Genomic DNA, 17,608 nt, shown 5'->3' with positions numbered 1-17,608 from the left:
GCAGCTCACCGTGCCGTGATCGACCCCACGTCCTCCATACCGAGGACCGGGCCGTTCCCTTCGCCCCGGTGCATTGCACGGCGGAACTGAGTCCACCAGAAGATCCCGGAGACAACGGCTGCGGCCAGACCCGCCCACGTCGCACCGAGCGCTCCCGCGACGGTCGCCCCGATGACGGTGGCGAGCACGAACAAGGTGCTCTCGACGACCTGGGACCGAAGACTGCGGCGCGCGGTTCCGAGAGCCCGAAGGCCGGTCGTGGCGCCGGTGCAAAAGGTGCTGACTATGACACTGAGGCACAGCGGGAGGACAAGGACTGACGCAGGCTGCCAGACCTGGCCGAGGACGACTTCGCCGACACCCGTTGGAAGTAAGATCCACAGGGCCAGAGCCCAGAGCAGCGCCGCAACTGCCTCTACCGACCCGAGCGCGAGGCAGAAGCGGAGGAGGTGCCCCCGTGAGCGGCGCAACCACCGCACCGCCTCCGGGACGGCGACCGTACCGATGCCCATGAGCACGGTGAGCAATGGGCCGAGGAGGAGCTGCGCACCGCGCAAGGCAGCCACCTCGGCAAGACCAGCGATGACACCGAGCGCATACATGCGCAGCTGTGTTCCGCCGCTCTGCGTGATGTTCTCGACCATGTAGCGCACTCCCAGGTCCCTCTGCTCTCGGAACCAGGTCACGGCGCCCCCGAAGGAGGGCAACACCCGGGCCTGCCGAAGCCCGAACAGCGCCGCCACACCGCCCGCCAAGCCCCAGGCGAGCACGATGCCCAACAGGCTCTCGCGCTGCACCGCCACGGCCATCGTCGGCACGAGCGCGAGGGCCCATACGAGGTCGTTGATGCACGCCTTGTGGCCCTGTCCGGCGGCGAAGAAGGCGAACCGCCAGCTGTCCTGAAGCACGAGCAGGGGAAGCACCAGGCCAAGCCCCACCAGAGCGTCTCCAACCGGGCCGGGCACGGCGATCCCGAGGAGCAGGCAGGCCACCCCCATGACAACGCCGACCACGATGGCGGTGGCGGAGGTGCGCGATACCGCAGTGCGCCAATCCGCCATCGGGACCCCACTGAACCGGACGACCAAGGGGTCCGTCCCCAGTCCACGGGAGACGTTGAGAATGAGGCCGTACGTGAACCACGCCAGGGTGAACGCGCCGAACTCCTCGAGCCCGACGCTGTGCGCAACCACGATTCCGACGGCGAAGTTGCTGAGGCTGGAGAGTCCCTGGTCGATCAGGCCCCAACTCATCCGACCACCGACGGAACGCACGGAGTGAAACAGCCCGCTCATCGACGAGAGCAAGCGGTCGCCAGTAGTCACAGCACCTCCACGCGCCCTCGCCACCGGGGATGGCCCGGGTCCTCCTGCCTTGCCAGCATAAGGAGCGATCGAAGGCCAGGGAGCGTTTTGACCCACCTCGCTCTGGGGGGTGGGACAGCGTCGTAGGGACAAGCGAGAGCTGGGCGGTGCGACTCGCCAACTTTCTGGAAAACGCTACGCGCCTAGGCATCCTCGATGCACCATGAGGGTGCGCATGGGCTTGAGGGAGGAAGAGATGCGAGTACTCGTCACCGGCGATCGCGGCTACATCGGCCAGGTCCTCGTACCGGTGTTCGTGGCTGCAGGCCATGAGGTCGTCGGACTCGACGCCAACTGGTACGCCGGCTGCGACTTCGGGCCCCAGGCTTCCGGTTACGAGCAGCGCGACGGGGACGTCCGCGACGTCGACCCTGCAACCTTGGAGGGCTTCGACGCGATTGTGCATCTGGCCGCGATCTCGAACGATCCCGTGGGCCACCTGAACCCTGACGCCACCTACTCAGTCAATGCTCACGGTGCCGAGCTCATGGCCCGCGCGGCCAAGCTGGCAGGGGTGCCTCGGTTCCTGTTCTCCTCCTCCTGCTCGCTCTACGGTGCCGCTGGGGATGCTCCGGTTGAGGAGAGCTCGCCGTTCCACCCGGTGACTCCTTACGGGGAGAGCAAGGTCCGGGCGGAGCACGCCATCTCGGCACTGGCCGACGACTCCTTCAGCCCCACTTACTTGCGCAATGCGACGGCGTACGGATCGTCGCCGCGCTTACGAGCCGACATCGTCGTCAACAACCTCACCGGCACGGCGTTCACGCGCGGAGAGGTGAGGCTGCAGTCGGACGGCACTCCTTGGCGCCCGCTCGTGCACGCCGCCGACATCGCTGGCGCCTTCCTCGCCGCCCTGCATGCTCCCCGTGAGGTGATCCACGACCAAGCGTTCAACGTGGGGCGGGACGAGGACGTGGTCCAGATCCGCGACATCGCCATGCAGGTCGCCGAACACATGGACGCTCCCGTGACGTTCGCAGCTGGGGCCGGACCCGACACGCGTGACTACCGGGTGAGCTTCGCCAAGATCACCGAACTTCTTCCCGAGTTCCAGCCCCAATGGACGGTGGCCAAGGGGATCGAGGAGCTGGCGTCTGACATGCGGCGCTACGGCCTGAGCTCGGAGGACTTCGAGGGCCCGCGCTATGTCCGGCTCGCACGCGTCCGTGAGCTCGTCGCAGCGGGTGCCCTCGACGATGGCCTGCGCCTGCGCACGAGTGAGCCGGTGCGATGAGCAAGCCACGGTGTCGGCTCTGCGGCGCGGAGCTCACCCGCACGTTCGTCGACCTGGGGATGTCCCCGCCCTGCGAGAGCTACCTCGACGCGTCCCAGCTCGACTCGGGAGAGACGTTCTACCCGCTGCACGTGCGCATCTGCTCATCCTGTCTCCTCGTCCAGCTCCCGGCCTACATCTCCGGTGAGGAGATCTTCAGCCACTACGCCTACTTCTCCTCGTACAGCGACTCATGGGTGGCCCATGCGAAGCGGTTTGTCGACGAGGCAGTCGACCGCCTGGGGCTGGGCCCGAGCTCGTTCGTCGTCGAGGTGGCGAGCAACGACGGCTACCTGCTCCAGCACGTCGTCGCCCGAGGGGTCCGCTGCCTTGGCATCGAGCCGGCGGAGAACGTCGCCGAGGCGGCAGTGGACAAGGGGATCCCGACCGAGGTCGTCTTCCTGGGGGAGGAGTCGGGGTCGAAGGTCGCGTCCGTCCACGGCCCGGCCGACCTCGTCGTGGCGAACAACGTCTTCGCCCACGTGCCGGACATCGTCGACTTCGCCAAGGGGCTGCGAGCCCTCGTGGCGGACACGGGACGCGTCTCGATCGAGATCCCACACCTGCTGCGACTCATCGAGGGCAACGAGTACGACACCATCTACCACGAGCACTACTCCTATCTCTCGCTCCTGACGACGCAGCGGGCCCTCGCGGCTGCGGGCCTCACGGTCGTCGACGTCGAGGAGCTGTCCACGCACGGCGGGTCGCTGCGCACCTGGTCCGCCCCGTCGGAGCATGCTCCGCAGCCCTCTGCCGCCGTCATGCGAGTCCTCGCGGCCGAGGCTGCGGCAGGACTGGACACCGTGGACGGCCACGCCGGATTCGCCGCGCAGGTCGCCACGGTGCGCAACGATCTCGTCGAGTTCCTCATTGGGTGCGCTCGACGTGGCGAGACGGTTGTGGCCTACGGCGCGCCGGGGAAGGGCAACACCCTGCTCAACCACTGCGGCATCCGTTCAGACCTCATCCGCTTCTCTGTGGACAGGAACCCGTTCAAACACGGCAAGTTCCTGCCTGGCACGCACATCCCGATCCGACCAGTCGAGGAGCTCGAGGCGGCCCAGCCCGACTACGTGCTCATCATGCCGTGGAACCTCCGCGAGGAGATCTCGGCACAGCTGGCCGGGATTCGGGTCTGGGGGGGACGCCTCGTGGTCGCGCTCCCGCGGCTCGAGGTTTTCTAGGGAGGACCCAGCAAAGGGATCTGATGATGAAAGTTGTGTTGTTCTGCGGGGGGCTCGGGATGCGGATGCGGTCCGGCTCCGAATCGCTGCCGAAGCCGATGATGCCCATCGGCAGCCGCCCCGTCCTGTGGCACGTCATGAGGTACTACGCCCACTTCGGCCATACCGAGTTCATTCTCTGCCTGGGTTTCGGCGCCCACTCAGTGAAGGACTACTTCCTCCACTACGACGAGACGGCCTCGAACGACTTCGTGCTCACCAAGGGGTGCGAGCACGTCGAACTCCTGGGCAGCGACATCAGCGACTGGAAGATCACCTTCATCGACACGGGCATCGACACGCCGATCGGCGAGCGACTCCGCCGCGTGCGCCCCTATCTCGACGAGGACGAGGCGTTTCTGGCGAACTACGGCGACGTCCTCACCGACGCGCCTCTGAACGACATCATCGCCGACTTCCTCAGGACCGACGCGGTCGGGACGCTCCTCGCGGTCAAGCCACAGGACTCGTTCCATGTCCTCGAGATGGAGGGAGACACCGAGATTCGCGGCTTCCGGCCGGCCGCCGAGATGGCCTTCCGCATCAACGGCGGCTACTTCGTCCTGCGGCAGGAGATATTCGACTACCTCGGGCCGAACGAGGACCTCGTCATGGATGCGTGCGTCGCCGCAGCGCAGGCCGGAAAGATGCGGGCCGTTCCGTACGACGGCTTCTGGGCGCCCATGGACACGCTGAAAGAGCGGACGGCTTTGGAGGACATGTACCGTCACGGCGACAGCCCGTGGGCGCTGTGGCGCGGCGATCGAACCATTCCGCACAAGGCCATGCACCCGATCGACGCCGTCTTCCCCGCCTGACGGGGACAGGTTCAGTCATGGGACGGCGCTACCGCGCGGGAGGCGAGTGATCGTGTCGGTGGCCCCGGCTGAACGCGCCAGCACGGCGGTATGTCGCTCGTGCGGCGAGCCGTGCCCTCCGCTTGTCCTCGACCTCGGGGAGGTCCCGGCGTCAGACCAGTTTCCACCGGTGGACGCGCCGGGGCCGGATCCTACCTGGCCGCTCACACTCCATGCGTGCGACGAGTGCGGCCTGGTGCAGCTCGGCCCCGGGCGCGGTGCCCATCCCGAGCCCCAGGCGGCCGTCGACTCCGCCACCGCCATCGAACACGCCGCCGCCTCGGTCGCAGCGGTCGTCCGCGACGAACGTCTCGCGCCGGGCCAGACGGTCATCGAGCTCGACAGCGCCCATGGAGCGTCGTGGTTGCCGCGGTTCATGGGCGCCGGGCTCGTCGAGGTCGGCCGCGACGAACAAGCCGATCTCGTCGTCGACGTCCATCACCTCATGCACGAGGAGGACATCGACGCCGTCGTCGCCGCACACGCCGCTCGGCTCGCGGACGGCGGGCGCCTTGTCTGCGAGTTCTTCCATCTCCTGCCGCTCGTCAGGGACACGCTCGTCGACACGATCCGGCACGGCCACTTCGTCTACCTCTCGCTCCTCGCAGCAGGTCCGCTCTTCGAGCGCAACGGCCTGACGATCACGCGAGCGGCCATGGTCGACGTCTACGGAGGCAGCCTCCGAGTGACTGCGGCGCGGACGACGGAAGGCCCCGTCGTTGACAACAGCGTCGACAACATCCGCTCCGAGGAGCGGGCGGCGGGTCTTGACCGGCTGGACAGCCTCGCGGCGCTCGGCGCTCGCGGGTCACGGGTCGCGATGGACTTCCGCACCCATCTCGAGCGGCTGGCGCGACAGGGGCGGCGAGTGGCGGGATACGGTGCACCGTCCAAGGCGGCGGTCCTCCTCGCGCTCTCCCGGGTCGACCGGACCCTGCTGCCCTACACGGTCGACCTGTCGCCGGTGAAGCACGGGTGCCGCGTGCCTGGTGCCGGCGTCCCGATCCACTCCGTGGAGCACCTCCTCGCGGACCGCCCCGACGACGTCGTCATTCTCACCTGGGACATCGCCGACGAGGTCGTGGCCCAACTGCGAAGGATGAGTATGGACACCGGCTGGGCACCACAGCTCCACGTGCCCCTTCCGGTGTCGCGTGAGCTCTCCTTCGCCGACCGAGTGGGCAACACCTGAGGCGGCGCTGTCATCCGCAACCCGGGGACTGGGGGCCGACCGCAGCCGGCTCCGGCAGGCGTTCTCGTTGCGCCAACTCAGCGCTGCAATGGCGAGCCGACGCAACCCAAGTCTGCTGAACAAGATGACCAGGCCGAGTGCCAGCAGACCCCCGCCCACGACGTCCGTCGGCCAGTGCGCTGCGGCGACCAGCAACGCCGAGGCCATGAGTGCAGCGCCGATCACGAGCGGCGTCCACAGCCACCACGGCACCCGCGGCCAGACCAGCAGGAGACAGCCTGCCAGGCACACCACCACGGCGACCATGTGGCCTGAGGGATAGCTCCCGCCCGAGGATGGAACGTACCCGTGGGGGTCCGGACGGTGGAGGGTGAACTTGACGAGCAGGGTGAGCACCGCGGAGCCACCGGCGAGGGCCAGCCCAAAGACGAGCGGCCACCACGAATGCCGCCAGAGCGCCGTGGCGACGCAGGTGATCCCGAGAAGGACGTACATGCGACTTGGTGGCAGCCGGCCCATCCACGGGCTGTAGAGGACCTGTGCCTCACCCCACTCGTCCCCGGGCCGGAGCCGGTGAATCGCCTTGGAGTCGAGTGGCGCCAGAAGGTCTGTCATCACCAGGACCGTCAGAGCGACGAAGAGGAGGGCACCACCGATTGCGAGCCGCACGGTCCAGACATCACCCGTCACCGTCCAGACGCGTTGCAGCCGAGAGCCTCTGGTGACGACGTCGGTCTTGGCGCCCGTGCGCCCGGGTGCAAGCCTCACGCGCCCATGCTTCTACAGACGCTCAAGGGGCGTGGAGCTTTGGCGAAAGGACCGGTTCGCGGGGAGTGCTTGCCGGGGCAACGCCCCACATGAACAGGAGAGCCCCGACGTTGGTTAGTCTGGAGGGCCCCCCACGTCGGCCGGCGTGGGGTATTTCAGCGTTGCCCAGGGAGTGGCCCACCCATGAGTCTCACCGCCGTCTTCGAGGCCTGGACGCAGGCCCCGGACGTCCGTCGCGTCATTGCCGAGGCCGGGCACAGTCGGCTCGTCGACATCTCGTCGAGTGACGGCGCCCGCCCCTTCCTCATCACGGCCATCGCCCGCGCCTCGCGCGATACCGGCCCGCTCGTCGTCGTCACCGCGACGACCCGCGAGGCGGAGGACCTCCAGGCCTCCCTGAGCGGGCTGCTCCCGAGCATCGAGGTCGCCGTCTTCCCCAGCTGGGAGACGCTGCCCCACGAGCGCCTGTCGCCGCGCAGCGACACGGTCGGCCGGCGCCTCGCCGTGCTCCGCAGGATCGCCCATCCCGACCCGGACGACACGGCCTACGGCCCGCTGTCGGTGGTCATCGCGCCGGTCCGCGCGGCGCTCCAGCCGCTCACCAAGGGGCTCGGCGACCTGGAGCCGGTCAGCCTCCGTGCCGGGGACGAACGCCCGCTCGAGGACGTCGTGGACGCGCTGTCGGCCGCCGCCTACACCAGGACCGACCTCGTCGAGCGCCGCGGCGAGTTCGCGGTCCGCGGCGGCATCCTCGACGTCTTCCCACCGACCGAAGAGCACCCGGTCAGGGTCGAGTTCTGGGGAGACACGGTCGAGGAGATCCGCTGGTTCAAGGTGGCCGACCAGCGCAGCCTCGAGGTCGCCGCCCACGGCCTGTGGGCCCCGCCGTGCCGGGAGGTGCTGCTCACCGACGACGTGCGCCAACGGGCAAGAGAGCTGGCCGGTCAGCTCCCGGGCGTCGCCGAGATGCTGACCAAGGTCTCCGAGGGCATCGCCGTGGAAGGCATGGAGTCGCTGGCCCCGGCGCTCGTCGACGGCATGGAGCCGCTGCTCGACGTCCTGCCCGCGGAGTCGATCGTGCTGCTCAGCGACCCCGAGCGGATCCGCACCCGCGCCCACGACCTCGTCGCGACGAGCCAGGAGTTCCTCGAGGCGAGCTGGTCAAACGCGGCGGCAGGCAACCAGGTGCCCGTCGACCTTGAGTCGGTGCTGGGGACGGCGTCCTACTGGACCATCGCGCAGCTGCGCGCCCACGCCGCCGCCACCGGCCGCCCGTGGTGGACCCTGACCCCCTTCGCGGCGGACACCGACCTGGTCATCGAGGACGACGACGTCGACGCGCGGATCACCGTGGCCACGTCCGAGCCGGATGCGTTCCGTGGCGACACCGAGCGCGCGGTTGAGCACCTCCGCGCCCGGACCGCAGCAGGCTGGCGCGTCGCCGTCGTCACCGAGGGCCCCGGCCTCGCCAAGCGCATCGAGGAGGTGCTGCGCGACCACGAGGTCCCGGTCGAACCGCTCGCCAACTCCGTCACCCCCGGGACGGTGGGCGTGACCACCGGTTCCCTCGGGCGCGGCTTCGTCCATGAGCCCGAGCGCTTCGAGCTGCTGACCGAGACGGACCTCACCGGGCAGCCCGGCGCGGGCACCTCCACCAAGGACATGCGTCGCATGCCCTCTCGCCGTCGGAACCAGGTCGACCCGTTGCAGCTGCGACCCGGAGACTTCGTCGTCCACGAGCAGCATGGCGTCGGCCGCTTCGTCGAGATGATGCAGCGCACGGTCCAGGGCGCCACTCGTGAGTACCTCGTCATCGAGTACGCGCCCAGCAAGAGAGGACAACCGGGCGACCGTCTCTACGTGCCGACGGACCAGCTCGACCAGGTGACCAAGTACGTCGGTGGGGAGGAGCCGACGCTCAACAAGATGGGCGGCTCCGACTGGACCAAGACGAAGTCGCGAGCGAAGCGCTACGTCAAGCAGATTGCCGCCGACCTCATCCGCCTCTACAGCGCCCGTCAGGCGACGAAGGGTCACGCCTTCTCCCCGGACACCCCGTGGCAGCGCGAGCTCGAGGAGGCGTTCGCCTACGTCGAGACGCCGGACCAGCTCTCGAGCATCGACGAGGTCAAGGCCGACATGGAGAAGCAGGTCCCGATGGACCGGCTCATCTCCGGCGACGTCGGCTACGGCAAGACGGAGATCGCCGTCCGCGCAGCGTTCAAGGCGATCCAGGACGGCAAGCAGGTCGCCATCCTCGTGCCGACGACGCTGCTCGTCAGCCAGCACCACCAGACGTTCTCGGAGCGATACGCCCAGTTCCCCGTCAAGGTCAAGGCGCTGTCCCGGTTCCAGTCGGACAAGGAGGCCAAGGACGTCGTCGACGGCCTCGCCGACGGGACGGTCGACATCGTCATCGGGACCCACCGGCTCCTCGGCAAGGACATCCGCTTCAAGGATCTCGGCCTCGTCGTCGTCGACGAGGAGCAGCGTTTCGGCGTCGAGCACAAGGAGCTGCTCAAGACGATGCGGACCGCGGTCGACGTGCTGTCGATGTCGGCCACACCGATCCCGCGCACCCTCGAGATGGCCGTCACGGGCATCCGCGAGATGTCCACGCTGGCAACGCCGCCGGAGGAGCGCCACCCCATTCTCACGTTCGTCGGCGCCTACGACGAGAAGCAGATCACCGCGGCCATCCGTCGCGAGCTGCTCCGCGAGGGCCAGGTCTTCTTCATCCACAACAAGGTGAGCAGCATCGAGAAGGCGGCATCCCGCCTCCGCGAGCTCGTCCCCGAGGCGAGGATCACCACGGCGCACGGCAAGCTGGGCGAGCACCGCCTGGAGCAGGTGGTCGAGGACTTCTGGCAGAAGCGCTCGGACGTCCTGGTCTGCACGACGATCGTGGAGACGGGGCTCGACATCTCGAACGCCAACACCCTCATCGTCGAACGCGCCGACATGCTGGGCCTGTCCCAGCTGCACCAGCTGCGGGGACGCGTCGGACGCGGCCGGGAGCGGGCGTACGCGTACTTCCTCTACCCACCGGAGAAGCCGCTCACGGAGACGGCCCATGACCGGCTGCGGACCATCGCCAGCCACACCGACCTCGGCGCCGGGATCCAGGTCGCGATGAAGGACCTCGAGATCCGAGGCGCCGGCAACCTGCTCGGCGGCGAGCAGTCCGGGCACATCGCGGGCGTCGGCTTCGACCTCTACGTGCGACTCATCGGAGAGGCCGTCGCTGACTTCAAGGGCGAGGCCGACGCGGCACCCGCCGAGATCAAGATCGAGCTGCCCGTCGACGCCCACCTGCCGCACGACTACGTGCCCGGCGAGCGGCTGCGCCTCGAGGCCTACAAGAAGCTCGCGACCGTCGAGAGCCAGGAGGCGGTCGACGAGATCGAGGCCGAGCTGCGTGACCGCTACGGCACGCCGCCCCAACCGGTCCAGAACCTCCTCGAGGTCGCCCGCCTCCGGGTGGTCGCCCGCAAGGCGAAGATCGGCGACGTCGGGGTCCAGGGCAAGTACGTCCGCTTCGGCCCGGTGAAGGACCTCCGCGAGAGCCAGCAGCTGCGTCTCATGCGGCTCTACCCCGGGACCGTCGTCAAGGACGCGCTGGGGACGATCCTCGTGCCGGTGCCGACGACGGCCCGGGTCGGTGGCAGGCCGCTGCGCGACCTCGAGGTCGTCGCGTGGGCGCGGCAGCTCATCACGGCGGTGCTGCTCGACGACATCGCCGCTGGGGCCGATGTGACCAAGGTGGCCGGGGTGGCCGCGGCCGCTTCGAGCGCACCGTAGGATGACACCCGGGTCCGCCTGAGGAGGAGTTCAGTGAAGGCAACGTCAGTCCGCGCCTGGTCCGCACAGCGCGTCGCAGCGACCGCTCTGGTGGGGCTGAGTGCCGTCACCCTGCTCACGGGCTGCGGCTTCGAGACGAGGCAGCAGGGCGCCGCCGTCGTCAACGGCGAGGTGATCCACTCGGACGCGGTCGAGGAGACAGCGCGGCAGCTCCGCGAGGCCCAGTTCGACTTCCCGGAGAACATCGTCGTCACCGCTCTGGTGGCCTCGCCCCTGCTCCAGGACGCCGTCAGCGAGTCGGGCGGCTGGCAGCCCGACGCGACCGCCGCCAACGCCATCGCCGCGATTCCGGATGCGACCGACACGACGAAGGAGTTCATCAACACCGTCGCCATGCTCCAGTCGGGCCAGATGACCGACCAGGACGTCGCCCGCTACCGCGAGAACATCGACGAGGCGAACATCACGGTGAACCCCCGCTACGGCGAGGTCGTCCCCTCCGAGCAGCCCCCGGTCTTCTTCACCATCGGCCAGCAGCGGCCCAACTGGATCCTCGCACCGGACGGTGAGTGACTCGAGCCGCTCGATGGACGAGACCGTCCGCGACGAACGACGCATCGTCCTGCTCCTGTCGACGCCTCGGGTCGCCCCGGGCGTGCTGACCCGCGACGCGTGGACCGCGTTGTCGGGCGCCCGGCACGTGTGGGCCGCGCCGGACGAGCCGCAGGCAGAGGCGGTCGCGGAGGCGGGCCTCGAGGTCGTGACGCGCGATCGATCGGACGTCCCGTCGCTCGCCCGTGATCTCGTCACCGCCGCAGCGACCGGCACCGCCGTGTGGATCGGGTCCGCCGACGGCGACCCCGGTCTCAACGAGGCCATCGCCACCGAGGTCAGCAGGCTGCCCGAGCCCCCGGACGTCGAGGTACTCGTCGGCTCCTACGACCTGCCCGGCGCCCGCCTGCTCGACGTGGTCGCCGTCATGGACCGGCTCCGTTCACCGGGCGGGTGCCCCTGGGATGCCCGGCAGACCCACGAGAGCCTCGTTCCCTACCTGCTCGAGGAGGCCCACGAGGCGATCGAGGCCCTCGAGTCCGGCGACACCGACCACATGCGTGAGGAGCTGGGCGACCTGCTCCTGCAGATCGCCTTTCACGCCCGCGTGGCCGAGGAGCACCCGAGCGCACCGTTCGACATCGACGACGTCGCGGGAGGCCTCGTCGAGAAGCTCGTCCGTCGGCACCCCCACGTCTTCGCCGACGTCGATGCACGGACCCCCGACGCGGTCGAGGCCAACTGGGAGACGATCAAGGCGGCCGAGAAGGAGCACCGCCGGCACCCGCTCGAGGGCGTGCCCGTCAGCCTCCCCGCACTCGCCCGAGCGGAGAAGTACGTCAGCCGGCTCGAGAGGAGCGACCGCGCCGACCTGCTCGACCTCGCCGAGTCTGCTGGTGGCCTCGGCTCGGAGCTGCTCGCCCTCGTGCGCCGGGCCAGGGCGTCAGGCGTCGACGCGGAGGGGTCCCTGCGGGAGACGTTGCGCCAGCTCGCGGAGGCGAGCGAGGGCCAGGCGAGACGTGACTGAGCGTGCGCACGGAAGCGAGCTCAGCGGCATACCACCAATTCTCTTGATGCCGTATGCCGCTGGGCTGGCTCGGCGGGCACTGCTCAGTACGCGCCGGTTGAGCTGAACACGGCCCGCACCGTCTTGATGACAATGGACAGGTCCTGGACGAGCGACCAGTTGTCGACGTAGTAGAGGTCGAGGCGCACCGTGTCCTCCCACGAGAGGTCACTTCGGCCCGACACCTGCCACAGGCCGGTCATGCCGGGACGGACATGCAGGCGCCGTTGGACGTCGGTCGAGTAGCGCCTGACCTCCGCGGGCAGGGCCGGTCGCGGCCCGACCAGGCTCATCTCGCCGGCGATCACGTTGACCAGCTGGGGCAGCTCGTCGATGGAGTACCGGCGGATGAACCGGCCGACGCGCGTGATCCGGGGATCCTGCTGGGCCTTGAAGAGCACGCCGTCGGCGTTCTGGTTCAGGTGCGTGACGGCGGACAGCCGCGCCTCGGCGTCCACCACCATGCTGCGGAACTTCAGGCACTCGAAGAACTCGCCGTCCCTGCCGACCCGGGTCTGCCGGAACAGGATCGGGCCGCGGTCCTGCAGCCAGATGGCGGCGGCAACGGCCAGCATGAGAGGTCCGAGGATGACCAGGCCCAGGGCCGCGCCGATGATGTCGAAGGCGCGCTTCAGGCCGCGGCTGGCGCCGAGGCTCTGCGGCTGCTCGACGTGGACGAGGGGGAGGCCACCGACGGGACGCATCATCACGCGGCCGGACGAGATGTCGCTGAGGCTCGGCACGACGGCCATCTGCACGTGATGGCCCTCGAGGTCCCAGGCGATGCGCCGGAAGTCGGTCGACGACTGCAGGGCGCCCTCGGTGAAGACGATGAGGTCAGCCTCGTTCTCGCGCGTGGCCAGAGCGGTCTCGGTGCTGATGCCCACCACCGGCACCCCGCGCGGGGTCGCCCTGAGCTCGTCGGAGGGTGGCAGCAGGGCGCCGATGATCCGGTAGCCGAGCCACGACTCGCGGTCCAGGACCGCCGCGACCTCGTCCACGTGGGGGGCGGAGCCGGCGATGAGGACCTTCGTGACGAGGTAACCGCGCAGGTGGAGGCGATGGACGAGCCGACGAGCCGTCCAGCGCCACAGGAGCAGCAGCGGGACACCGAAGACGAACAGCAGGACGAAGAACCCGCGCGAGAGGTTGAACTTCGTCAGGTAGCTGATGATCCCGATGGCCCCGCCCGCGAAGCCGGCGGCTGCGAGGACCTTGGCGTACTCCGTCGTCCCGACGCCCAGGTGTCCGGACCGGTACGTGCCCACGGCGAGGTTCACGAGCATCCAGCCGAGAACGACCCAGGGGCCGACCGACTGGGCCACCTCGGTGACGTCCGCGGACTCCCGGAAGACGTCGAGCCGGTACCTGCCGATGGCGGCGAGGGCCGTGGCGAGGGCAATGACGGCGAGGTCACCGCCCGCGATGGCCAGCAGGAAGAGCCGAATGCTCTTGGTCCGCTCGGTGCGCGGCTGGACGACCGGTCGCGCGGCGACAGCAAGCACCCGCACGTCAGCCTCGTGTACGGACTGGACCATGTTCCAGAAATCTCCCCAACCCCGAGCGCTTCGCGCCTGCCCTGACTGGACACGTCCCCCGCGACGACGTTAAGAGTATGACCCGAGCCGCTGACGTCGCGCGGCAGAACCGCCAAATGGACGTCCGGGTCGGTCATCGAGCGGCGCAGGCGAACGGGCTACGCTCGGCACGTACGCGCCCGACCGGCTCGACCGACCACAGGAGCAACAGTGGCCACCATTGAGGAGATTGGCGCCCGCGAGATCCTCGACTCGCGCGGCAACCCGACCGTCGAGGTCGAGATCCGTCTCGACGACGGGACGTTCGCGCGGGCGGCCGTGCCGTCCGGGGCCTCGACCGGGGCCTTCGAGGCCTCCGAGCGTCGCGACGGGGACAAGGCGCGCTACCTCGGCAAGGGCGTCGAGCAGGCGGTGGATGCCGTCATCGAGCAGATCAACCCCGGCCTTGTCGGGTTCGACGCGAGCGAGCAGCGGCTCGTCGACGCGGAGATGAAGGCTCTCGACGGGTCCGCCAACAAGGAGAACTTCGGGGCCAACGCGATCCTCGGCGTCTCCCTCGCCGTGGCCCACGCGGCGGCCGAGTCGGCTGGTCTCCCGCTCTTCCGCTACGTCGGGGGCCCGAACGCCCACGTCCTGCCGGTGCCGATGATGAACATCCTCAACGGTGGCTCGCACGCCGACACCAACGTCGACATCCAGGAGTTCATGGTCGCGCCGATCGGGGCGCCGACCTTCCGGGAGGCCCTGCGCTGGGGGACCGAGGTCTACCACTCGCTCAAGAAGGTGCTGCACGACCGGGGCCTGGCCACCGGCCTCGGCGACGAGGGGGGCTTCGCCCCGAACCTCGACTCCAACCGTGCGGCCCTCGACATCATCGTCGAGGCGATCACCGCAGCCGGCTACGTCCCGGGCAAGGACATCGCGCTGGCCCTCGACGTCGCCGCGTCCGAGTTCCACCAGGACGGCACCTACCAGTTCGAAGGGGCGGGCAAGTCGGCAGACGAGATGATCGACTACTACGCCGACCTCGTCGACTCCTACCCGCTCGTCTCCATCGAGGACCCGCTCAACGAGGAGGACTGGGACGGCTGGAAGGCCATCACCGACCGGCTCGGCGACCGGGTCCAGCTCGTCGGTGACGACCTGTTCGTCACCAACCCGGAGCGTCTCGCACGGGGCATCTCGACCCGCACGGCCAACGCGTTGCTCGTCAAGGTCAACCAGATCGGCACGCTCACCGAGACGCTCGACGCCGTCGCCCTGGCCCACAACAGCGGCTACCGCTGCATGATGAGCCACCGGTCCGGAGAGACCGAGGACGTCACGATCGCCGACCTAGCCGTTGCGACGAACTGCGGCCAGATCAAGACGGGTGCGCCGGCGCGCTCCGAGCGGGTGGCCAAGTACAACCAGCTGCTGCGCATCGAGGAGGAGCTGGACGACGCCGGGGTCTACGCGGGGGCCGGCGCCTTCCCGCGTTTCGACCCCTCGAGGTACGCGGGCTGAGCCGGGGCCGGCCCTCCGACGTGGAGACCTGATGCCAGACCGCACACCCCGCACCCCGTCCCGCTCGGGCGGCCACGACCGCCAGCGGGGCCAACGGGTCCGTCGCAGTCCCGCGGCCGGCGGGCGCCCGCGGCAGGGGTCCACGCGCACCACAGGTCGGCCCAAGCAGGGCAGCGAGCGGCCTGCCCACGCAGCCCGCGCTCGCACAAGCCCTCCCGAGCCCCCGTCCCAGTCGACGTCGTGGGTGCGCGGCGCGATCCTGCTCGGCATCGTCGTCATGCTGGCCGTGACCCTCGTGCCAACGCTGCGGTCGGTCATCCAGCAGAGCAACGACACGGTCGCCCTCCAGGAGCGGGTGGAGCGCCAGCGGGTCACCGTGGAGCAGCTGAAGAAGCAGGCTGCCCTCTGGGAGGACCCGCGCTACATCGAGGAGCAGGCGCGCGAGCGGTTGCGGTTCGTCCGGGTCGGTGACCGGGCCTACTCGGTCACCGGTCTCGAGAGCGACCGTTCGCAGGAGCAGACCGAGCAGGAGCCGGTCGTAGCGGCGCCGATGGCCAACGACTCGGCACCGTGGTACGGCAAGGTGTGGCAGTCCATCCAGATCGCCGACCGACCGACCGCCGGGCTGTCCCGATGACGGGGACCGGATCCGGGCATGAGGCCAGCCCCCGCGTCGTCGACCCGGCGGACCTCGTCGCCGTCGAGAGGCAGCTCGGCCGACCGCCTCGCGGCGTTGCCGGGGTCGCTCATCGGTGCTTCTGCGGGGAGCCGGACGTCGTGCGGACCGAGCCGCGCCTGCCGGACGGCACGCCCTTCCCCACCACGTACTACGCCACCTGTCCACGCCTCACCGGAGCGATCAGCACCCTGGAGACCGAGGGGGTCATGAAGGAGATGACCGCCCGGCTCGCCGAGGACGGGAAGCTCCGCACGGCCTACCAGCAGGCCCATGAGCACTACCTCGCCAAGCGGGCCGAGCTCGGCGAGGTCCCCGAGATCGCGGGCGTGTCGGCGGGCGGGATGCCGACCAGGGTCAAGTGCCTCCACGTCCTCGTGGCGCACTCTCTTGCCGCCGGCCGAGGCGTCAACGCGCTCGGCGACGAGGCGCTCGCCATGCTCCCCGACTGGTGGGTGCCGACGTCGTGCGCCGCGATCCACGCAACGGAGGACGTCGAGGCCGAGCGTGGCGGCAGCGGCCATGAGTGATCACCACGTGCGGGTCGGCGCCGTCGACTGCGGCACGAACTCCATCCGCCTGCTCGTCGCCGACATCGACCCGGCGACCAGGAGCCTGGTCGACGTACGGCGCCGGATGGAGATCGTGCGCCTGGGCCACGGCGTCGATCGCACCGGCGTGATCTCGGACGAGTCGATGAAGCGCACGCTGGACATGACGAGGACGTATGCCGCCGAGTGCCGTCAGCTCAGAGCGTCCCGGGTGCGTTTCGTGGCCACCTCCGCCTCGCGCGACGCGCGCAACGCGGCAACCTTCGTCGAGGGCGTCCGGTCCGCCTTCCAGGAGCTGTGGGGCGCCGAGGTGGTCCCGGAGGTCGTCAGCGGGGACGAGGAGGCGAGCCTGTCGTTCAGCGGAGCCACCGGCGGCCTGGCCGCGCATGGCGTTGCCGGCCCCTACCTCGTGGTCGACATCGGAGGAGGGTCGACCGAGTTCGTCAGAGGCACCAGCCACCTCGAGGCGGCCAGGTCGGTCGACGTCGGCTGTGTGCGGATGACCGAGCGCCATCTCCACACGGACCCTCCGACACCCGACGAGGTCGCCGCCGCCACCGGTGACGTGGATCGGGCCATCGACGAGGCCGCAGCCACCGTCCCGCTGTCCGGCGTGCGCGGGCTGGTCGGCCTGGCCGGCAGCGTCACGACGATCACGGCCCACGCACTTCGCCTGCCCCGATACGATCCGGCGGCGATCCACCTGTCGCAGCTGCCTGTCGAGCGGCTGACCCAGGCGTGCGGGGAGCTGCTCGGCATGACTCGGGCCGAGCGAGCGGCGCTGCCGTACCTGCACCCGGGCCGGGTCGACGTCATCGGCGCCGGAGCCCTCGTCTGGCGGCGCGTCATCCAGCGCGTCTCCGAGGCAGCGGGGGTGGCCGAGGCCATCACGTCCGAGCACGACATCCTCGACGGGATCGCCCTGTCCATCGCCTGACCCGCCGGGGTCGAAACTGCCGTTGCGCATTCGCACCCTGCTCCGCGAGGCGGAGCAGGATCCCAGTCGACCGGGAACGCGAGTACCCCCGCAGGGATTCGAACCCTGACTTGGGCGATTTTAAGTCGCCTGCCTCTGCCGGTTGGGCTACGGGGGCGGAGCCCTCAGTATGCCGCGCCGCAGAGTCACGGTTGCGTCTCGTCCCGGTCCGAACCGGGGTCCCGGGAACTCCGACCGACACCTCGAACGCTTAGGGTGGTAACAGTCGCCACGCCCATCGAGGGGCTGTGGCCCCAGGTGC

13 protein-coding genes, 1 tRNA gene and 2 pseudogenes are annotated in these 17,608 nt (G+C 69.5%); 12 read left to right on the top strand and 4 right to left on the bottom strand.

Annotation, left to right across the window (positions count from 1 at the left end):
- Positions 1-5: 5 nt before the first annotated feature.
- On the bottom strand, positions 6-1,253 hold the full coding sequence (locus tag VJN29_RS18700) for a hypothetical protein (RefSeq protein ID WP_324145153.1): 1,248 nt from the start codon (positions 1,251-1,253) through the stop codon (positions 6-8).
- A gap of 307 nt (positions 1,254-1,560) precedes the next feature.
- Between VJN29_RS18700 and VJN29_RS18695 the strand changes: the two genes are divergently transcribed.
- The 5 genes and pseudogenes from VJN29_RS18695 (at position 1,561) to VJN29_RS18680 (ending at position 5,912) form a co-directional block, all read left to right on the top strand.
- Entirely contained in the window at positions 1,561-2,598 is a 1,038-nt protein-coding gene (locus tag VJN29_RS18695) for an SDR family oxidoreductase (RefSeq protein WP_324145152.1), read from the top strand.
- Positions 2,595-3,824 carry a class I SAM-dependent methyltransferase gene (locus VJN29_RS18690; protein ID WP_324145151.1) on the top strand — a complete coding sequence of 410 codons (1,230 nt, stop codon included), beginning with the start codon at positions 2,595-2,597 and terminating at the stop codon, positions 3,822-3,824. Before VJN29_RS18695 ends, VJN29_RS18690 begins: the two co-directional genes overlap by 4 nt.
- A gap of 26 nt (positions 3,825-3,850) precedes the next feature.
- The gene (locus tag VJN29_RS18685) at positions 3,851-4,681 is read left to right on the top strand and encodes a sugar phosphate nucleotidyltransferase (protein WP_324145150.1); all 831 of its coding nucleotides are present in this window, start codon (positions 3,851-3,853) and stop codon (positions 4,679-4,681) included.
- Between the two features lie 46 nt (positions 4,682-4,727).
- A pseudogene (locus VJN29_RS20395) lies at positions 4,728-4,913 on the top strand (hypothetical protein); the annotation flags it as partial.
- Positions 4,914-4,916: 3 nt separating this feature from the next.
- Positions 4,917-5,912, top strand: coding sequence for a methyltransferase C-terminal domain-containing protein (locus VJN29_RS18680; protein ID WP_324145149.1), 996 nt, complete (start codon positions 4,917-4,919; stop codon positions 5,910-5,912).
- 120 nt (positions 5,913-6,032) lie between these two features.
- Here VJN29_RS18680 and VJN29_RS20390 read toward each other — a convergent pair.
- Positions 6,033-6,407 (bottom strand): annotated as a pseudogene (locus VJN29_RS20390) (phosphatase PAP2 family protein); the annotation flags it as partial.
- Positions 6,408-6,863: 456 nt separating this feature from the next.
- On the opposite strand from VJN29_RS20390, the gene mfd reads away from it, so the two are divergent.
- The 3 genes from mfd to VJN29_RS18665 are packed head-to-tail and all read left to right on the top strand — an operon-like array spanning position 6,864 to position 12,060.
- On the top strand, positions 6,864-10,481 hold the full coding sequence (gene mfd / locus VJN29_RS18675; protein WP_324145148.1) for a transcription-repair coupling factor: 3,618 nt from the start codon (positions 6,864-6,866) through the stop codon (positions 10,479-10,481).
- 33 nt (positions 10,482-10,514) lie between these two features.
- On the top strand, positions 10,515-11,054 hold the full coding sequence (locus VJN29_RS18670) for a hypothetical protein (protein ID WP_324145147.1): 540 nt from the start codon (positions 10,515-10,517) through the stop codon (positions 11,052-11,054).
- Positions 11,047-12,060, top strand: coding sequence for a MazG family protein (locus VJN29_RS18665; RefSeq protein WP_324145146.1), 1,014 nt, complete (start codon positions 11,047-11,049; stop codon positions 12,058-12,060). Before VJN29_RS18670 ends, VJN29_RS18665 begins: the two co-directional genes overlap by 8 nt.
- 83 nt (positions 12,061-12,143) lie before the next feature.
- Here VJN29_RS18665 and VJN29_RS18660 read toward each other — a convergent pair whose 3' ends face one another.
- Positions 12,144-13,637, bottom strand: a complete 1,494-nt coding sequence (locus tag VJN29_RS18660; protein ID WP_324145145.1) for a sugar transferase — start codon at positions 13,635-13,637, stop codon at positions 12,144-12,146.
- A gap of 210 nt (positions 13,638-13,847) precedes the next feature.
- Here VJN29_RS18660 and eno point away from each other — a divergent pair, with 210 nt between their 5' ends.
- The 4 genes from eno (at position 13,848) to VJN29_RS18640 (ending at position 17,307) form a co-directional block, all read left to right on the top strand.
- Positions 13,848-15,143 (top strand): phosphopyruvate hydratase, encoded by a 1,296-nt coding sequence (eno, locus tag VJN29_RS18655; protein WP_324145144.1) that lies wholly within the window; start codon positions 13,848-13,850, stop codon positions 15,141-15,143.
- A gap of 244 nt (positions 15,144-15,387) precedes the next feature.
- Positions 15,388-15,780: an FtsB family cell division protein gene (locus tag VJN29_RS18650; protein ID WP_324145143.1), complete on the top strand. Its 393-nt coding sequence runs from the start codon at positions 15,388-15,390 to the stop codon at positions 15,778-15,780.
- A complete protein-coding gene (locus VJN29_RS18645) occupies positions 15,777-16,349 on the top strand; it encodes a DUF501 domain-containing protein (protein ID WP_324145142.1) in 573 nt (190 codons plus the stop codon). Before VJN29_RS18650 ends, VJN29_RS18645 begins: the two co-directional genes overlap by 4 nt.
- The gene (locus VJN29_RS18640) at positions 16,342-17,307 is read left to right on the top strand and encodes a Ppx/GppA phosphatase family protein (RefSeq protein WP_324145141.1); all 966 of its coding nucleotides are present in this window, start codon (positions 16,342-16,344) and stop codon (positions 17,305-17,307) included. The genes VJN29_RS18645 and VJN29_RS18640 overlap by 8 nt, the downstream gene beginning before the upstream one ends.
- An 83-nt stretch (positions 17,308-17,390) precedes the next feature.
- Here VJN29_RS18640 and VJN29_RS18635 read toward each other — a convergent pair.
- Positions 17,391-17,464 (bottom strand) — tRNA-Leu (locus VJN29_RS18635).
- Between the last annotated feature and the right edge of the window lie 144 nt (positions 17,465-17,608).

Source organism: Intrasporangium sp. (assembly GCF_035280925.1).
GTDB lineage: Bacteria > Actinomycetota > Actinomycetes > Actinomycetales > Dermatophilaceae > Intrasporangium.
The sequence above is the reverse complement of the archived record's forward strand: the minus strand, read 5'-3'. Positions and strand labels throughout refer to the sequence as shown.